We start from the raw sequence: 3,422 nt of genomic DNA on the forward strand, positions 1-3,422 counted from the left end.
CCGTAGAGACTCTTATGCCCGACCTCCAGACCCTCTTTTAGCTTCTCCTGTTCTTGATCCAGATTAGGCTCGCATCCCAATAGGAAGAGCAAAAATGCGCCCATCCCAATTGAATATATCCATTTTATATAAAGACTACTCTTATGATTTTCATTATTATCCATACTATTTTCAGTTTGGCAGTTGCTTCCTGATGGAAAAATTTGTTTCTCCCTTCACTGTTGTCTGTGCCTCTATAGACCTTGCGACATATAGGCATTCACGCCAACTTATAAACCTCATCTTTTACTAGTTTTAAAGAATTAAGCTGCGGCACAACTACAACTTTATCAGGTGGAATTACACCTCGTGTAATCCAGTTCTGAACGCGGCTTGCTTTCAAATTATGACGTCGGGAGTAGTCTGAAATCGTAATCCACTCATCCAAGCTATATTCAGAGTTTCCTACAACGAGTTTAGCTTCTTTCAAGGATTTTAATTCCGCCAGGGAAGCGTTGATTTCCTCAATGGCTGCTTTTGCGGATTCCTTGACATCTTGCCAGAAGGGCCGCATTTGCGCCTGGTCTTCTATCGGCAGCGTTCGGTACCAATCAGCAAAACGCTTACGGACTTTCGGGATGTCTTGTTTGGATGCTTTCCTCATTTCAGAAAGGTAGTTGTCCAACCCTTTTTTTATTGGCTCTCTCATAATTTCCGTGTTTGACTGGTATTCACTATTCCAGCATTTTCAAGGTGTCTCTCAGTCTGATAGCTTCTTCGCCAAGCTTGTCAAACTCCTCATCTTCAATCTCATCAGGAGGAAGCATTAGTAGGAAATCTAACTCGCTCAACCGAATCTTGATTTTCTCTATCAACTCTTCGGTTCTTGATCGCCTTTTCATTTTTTACTGGATACCTTTTCAAATATAGCTTTTGTGAAGTTATTACACAAAAAAAGTGTAACACTACTTTTCGCTCGCTCTGAATCCAGCAGGTCGCTCAGCTCCGCCAAATGGAACCGCACCGACGGACCGGCTACGACTAAGCGATAGCTCTCTGGGCGGCGTCAGCGAATAATGTTTCAATCATCCAACGCCTGATAAATCATCCGAATAAAAGTCGCCTCGCTGGTATCGCCGCCTACACTTTGCGTTTGCTTCATCAGCACGGCCACGATTTTTTCCTGCGGGTCGGCGAAGTAGTTGGTGTTGAAGTACCCGCCCCAGTTTTACTTCCCCACGCTGCCCAGCCAACGGTCGTGCCAATGTGGATTACCCCGCCGAAGCCTACTGCCTGATCAGTCCGTTTGCTTTATCAAAATGCCTTTGTCCACACTTTCATTGATCAAACCCTCGGCATAGTCCCAAATGGCAGACGAGCCGTTTTTAATTGCTTTTTTCTTGTCATATACTTTTTGATAGGGCACATTGAATTCCTTCCAGGTTCCGCCATTATTTGAAGTGTTTTGCAGCAATGGTTCAAACCTGTCCATTGATTTTGCAAATTTGGCATTATCCGTACTACCTTCTTCAAATTCTTCCCAAATGGCTAAGAACTCTTCGGCCTGTTCGGCTGGCAAAAGTCCAAATATACGTTTGGCAGCTTTAAGTTCTTGTTCCGTATTGGTGTGGTTTTTTTGGGTGTCGTAAATAAAGGTGTCACCCGCATCAATTTCTACAAGATCGTGGATTAAAACCATTTTCAAGACTTTCAACACGTCTATGGGCTTGTCTGAATGCTCGGCCAACACAATGGTCATCATGGCCAAATGCCAACTGTGTTCGGCGTCATTTTCGTGTCGGTCGCTGTTGAATAATTTAGTTTTGCGTTGAATGTATTTTAACTTGTCAATCTCTTTTATGAAATTTACTTGTTTCATTAAATTGTCTGCCTGCATTGTCCTGTAAATTGTTAAGAAATTTTCTAATTTTTGCAATTCCTTGGTCTATCCCCAATATGGTAGTCTATGTGAAACATCAAACTACACCTACTTCAAACCGCCTAATACTTTCCAAATTATCCTTTTTGCTGGCTAACTCTTCTTCCAAATCATAATCATCCTGTAATCCAAGCTACTATTTCGGGGAATTTCCAAAATAGTAGCTCAACCGCAAAGCGGTATCCGCCGTGATTCGTCGGTTTTCTTTCAAGATTTCTGATATGCGGGTCTGAGGAATGCCGAGGTCTTTGGCGAGCTTGTACGCGGTGATTTGTAGAGGAATCAAAAACTCTTCCTGCAAGATTTCTCCTGGGTGTATATGAGGTAATTGTTCCATATTCCGGTTGTACTCATCAGCGTTACTCAGGCCAATCAAACCAATTTTACTACTTTCTTTTTTCCTGTATCTGTTAGGAATAGCCTGAATTCATCGGCAAATTCGGTAAACGTCTCTTCTACAAACATTGAATCTTTTCTTGGCAAATACGCTTCGGGAAGTGCTGTCGCGGGGCAAGATTGTACCCTTTTGACAGCTACTTGATTATCTATATCTACAAGATACAGTTTAGGATTAGTCTGGAAAATAGCTCGCAGGGATTTTTTCTTATCAAAGAACTTTTTCAACTCATTAGAAGAAAGTTGAACGACTAGCCACCTATTGACGGTTTCGTCACAATCTGTCCATTTATAAAGGTAATAGGAGTTAGAATCGTCGGAGTTGACAAAAAGCGAGAGGAGCGGCCCTTCGTGGTACAGCAAATCCCCTAGTTTCTCAGTCGTTCCTTCTAATGTATCTAACTTTGTTCCTTTGATATTTTTCATAGCTCTTTCTCGCTTAAGATGAAGTTATGGGTATAGTCGGCGGCAACTGCTGAGTGATGAGTAAAATGGCCCAGTCGTTCTATTTCACCATTTACACCTTCGATGTCAACTAACTTTCCAATCGCAACTCTGTCTCCTAACGTCCCATAAACCTTATCGCCAATATATTTCTTTAATTCGTTGAACCTCTCGATGGAGCCTTCCAGGTCATTGAACAGAGACAGACCCAGAGCTTTGCATTTGGTTAAATCATCCTCAGTCAGGAATCGCTTTGGATTTTTGAGAAACTGAGGGATGAAATTCCTTTCGTCTTCAATTTTACCAAAAACCCAGCGATAAACGGGTTCCATGTTGCTTGCTGTGTAATCAGTTGGGGGACACGTTACCGACAGATCATTGTATTCAGCCTGATGCTTATATTCCATGCGGGCAATCCAAAAATAGTCATTTTTTTATTTGGGCCAGTATTTCCCTGCCCTCTCCTCAATCATCCAGCGCCTGATAAATCATCCGAACAAAAGTCGCTTCACTCGTATCGCCGCCCACACTCTGCGTTTGCTTCATCAGCACGGCCACGATTTTTTCCTGCGGGTCGGCGAAGTAGTTGGTGTTGAAGTACCCGCCCCATTTGAACTTCCCCACGCTGCCCAGGCCGCGGTCGTGGCCGATGGGGTTGACGACG

General features: G+C 43.1%; 6 protein-coding genes and 2 pseudogenes. 1 reads left to right on the forward strand and 7 read right to left on the reverse strand.

Annotated elements, in window-relative coordinates:
• Positions 1 to 259: 259 nt before the first annotated feature.
• The gene (locus tag ACEW8P_RS16410; protein WP_373514159.1) at positions 260 to 688 is read right to left on the reverse strand and encodes a hypothetical protein; all 429 of its coding nucleotides are present in this window, start codon (positions 686 to 688) and stop codon (positions 260 to 262) included.
• Between the two features lie 25 nt (positions 689 to 713).
• The gene (locus ACEW8P_RS16415; protein WP_373514160.1) at positions 714 to 881 is read right to left on the reverse strand and encodes a hypothetical protein; all 168 of its coding nucleotides are present in this window, start codon (positions 879 to 881) and stop codon (positions 714 to 716) included.
• Positions 882 to 1,126: 245 nt separating this feature from the next.
• Between ACEW8P_RS16415 and ACEW8P_RS16420 the strand changes: the two genes are divergently transcribed.
• Positions 1,127 to 1,276, forward strand: coding sequence for a hypothetical protein (locus tag ACEW8P_RS16420; protein WP_373514161.1), 150 nt, complete (start codon positions 1,127 to 1,129; stop codon positions 1,274 to 1,276).
• On the opposite strand, the gene ACEW8P_RS16425 is transcribed toward ACEW8P_RS16420, so the two are convergent.
• The 5 genes and pseudogenes from ACEW8P_RS16425 to ACEW8P_RS16445 all read right to left on the reverse strand — a co-directional run.
• Positions 1,277 to 1,915 (reverse strand): HD family hydrolase, encoded by a 639-nt coding sequence (locus ACEW8P_RS16425; RefSeq protein ID WP_373514162.1) that lies wholly within the window; start codon positions 1,913 to 1,915, stop codon positions 1,277 to 1,279.
• Positions 1,916 to 1,955: 40 nt separating this feature from the next.
• A pseudogene (locus ACEW8P_RS16430) lies at positions 1,956 to 2,255 on the reverse strand (HigA family addiction module antitoxin).
• A 35-nt stretch (positions 2,256 to 2,290) separates the two neighbouring features.
• Positions 2,291 to 2,740, reverse strand: coding sequence for a hypothetical protein (locus tag ACEW8P_RS16435; RefSeq protein ID WP_373514163.1), 450 nt, complete (start codon positions 2,738 to 2,740; stop codon positions 2,291 to 2,293).
• Positions 2,737 to 3,090 (reverse strand): hypothetical protein, encoded by a 354-nt coding sequence (locus ACEW8P_RS16440; RefSeq protein WP_373514164.1) that lies wholly within the window; start codon positions 3,088 to 3,090, stop codon positions 2,737 to 2,739. The genes ACEW8P_RS16435 and ACEW8P_RS16440 overlap by 4 nt, the downstream gene beginning before the upstream one ends.
• 133 nt (positions 3,091 to 3,223) lie before the next feature.
• Positions 3,224 to 3,422, reverse strand: a pseudogene (locus tag ACEW8P_RS16445) (serine hydrolase); the annotation flags it as partial.

Source organism: Persicitalea sp. (genome assembly GCF_041751555.1).
GTDB lineage: Bacteria > Bacteroidota > Bacteroidia > Cytophagales > Spirosomataceae > Persicitalea.

Excerpts from the sequence above, each read along its gene's own strand:
- ACEW8P_RS16410 (WP_373514159.1), bottom strand. The coding sequence starts at position 688 with ATGAGAGAGCCAATAAAAAAAGGGTTGGACAACTACCTTTCTGAAATG.
- ACEW8P_RS16435 (WP_373514163.1), bottom strand. The coding sequence starts at position 2,740 with ATGAAAAATATCAAAGGAACAAAGTTAGATACATTAGAAGGAACGACT.
- ACEW8P_RS16440 (WP_373514164.1), bottom strand. The coding sequence starts at position 3,090 with ATGGAACCCGTTTATCGCTGGGTTTTTGGTAAAATTGAAGACGAAAGG.
- ACEW8P_RS16415 (WP_373514160.1), bottom strand. The coding sequence starts at position 881 with ATGAAAAGGCGATCAAGAACCGAAGAGTTGATAGAGAAAATCAAGATT.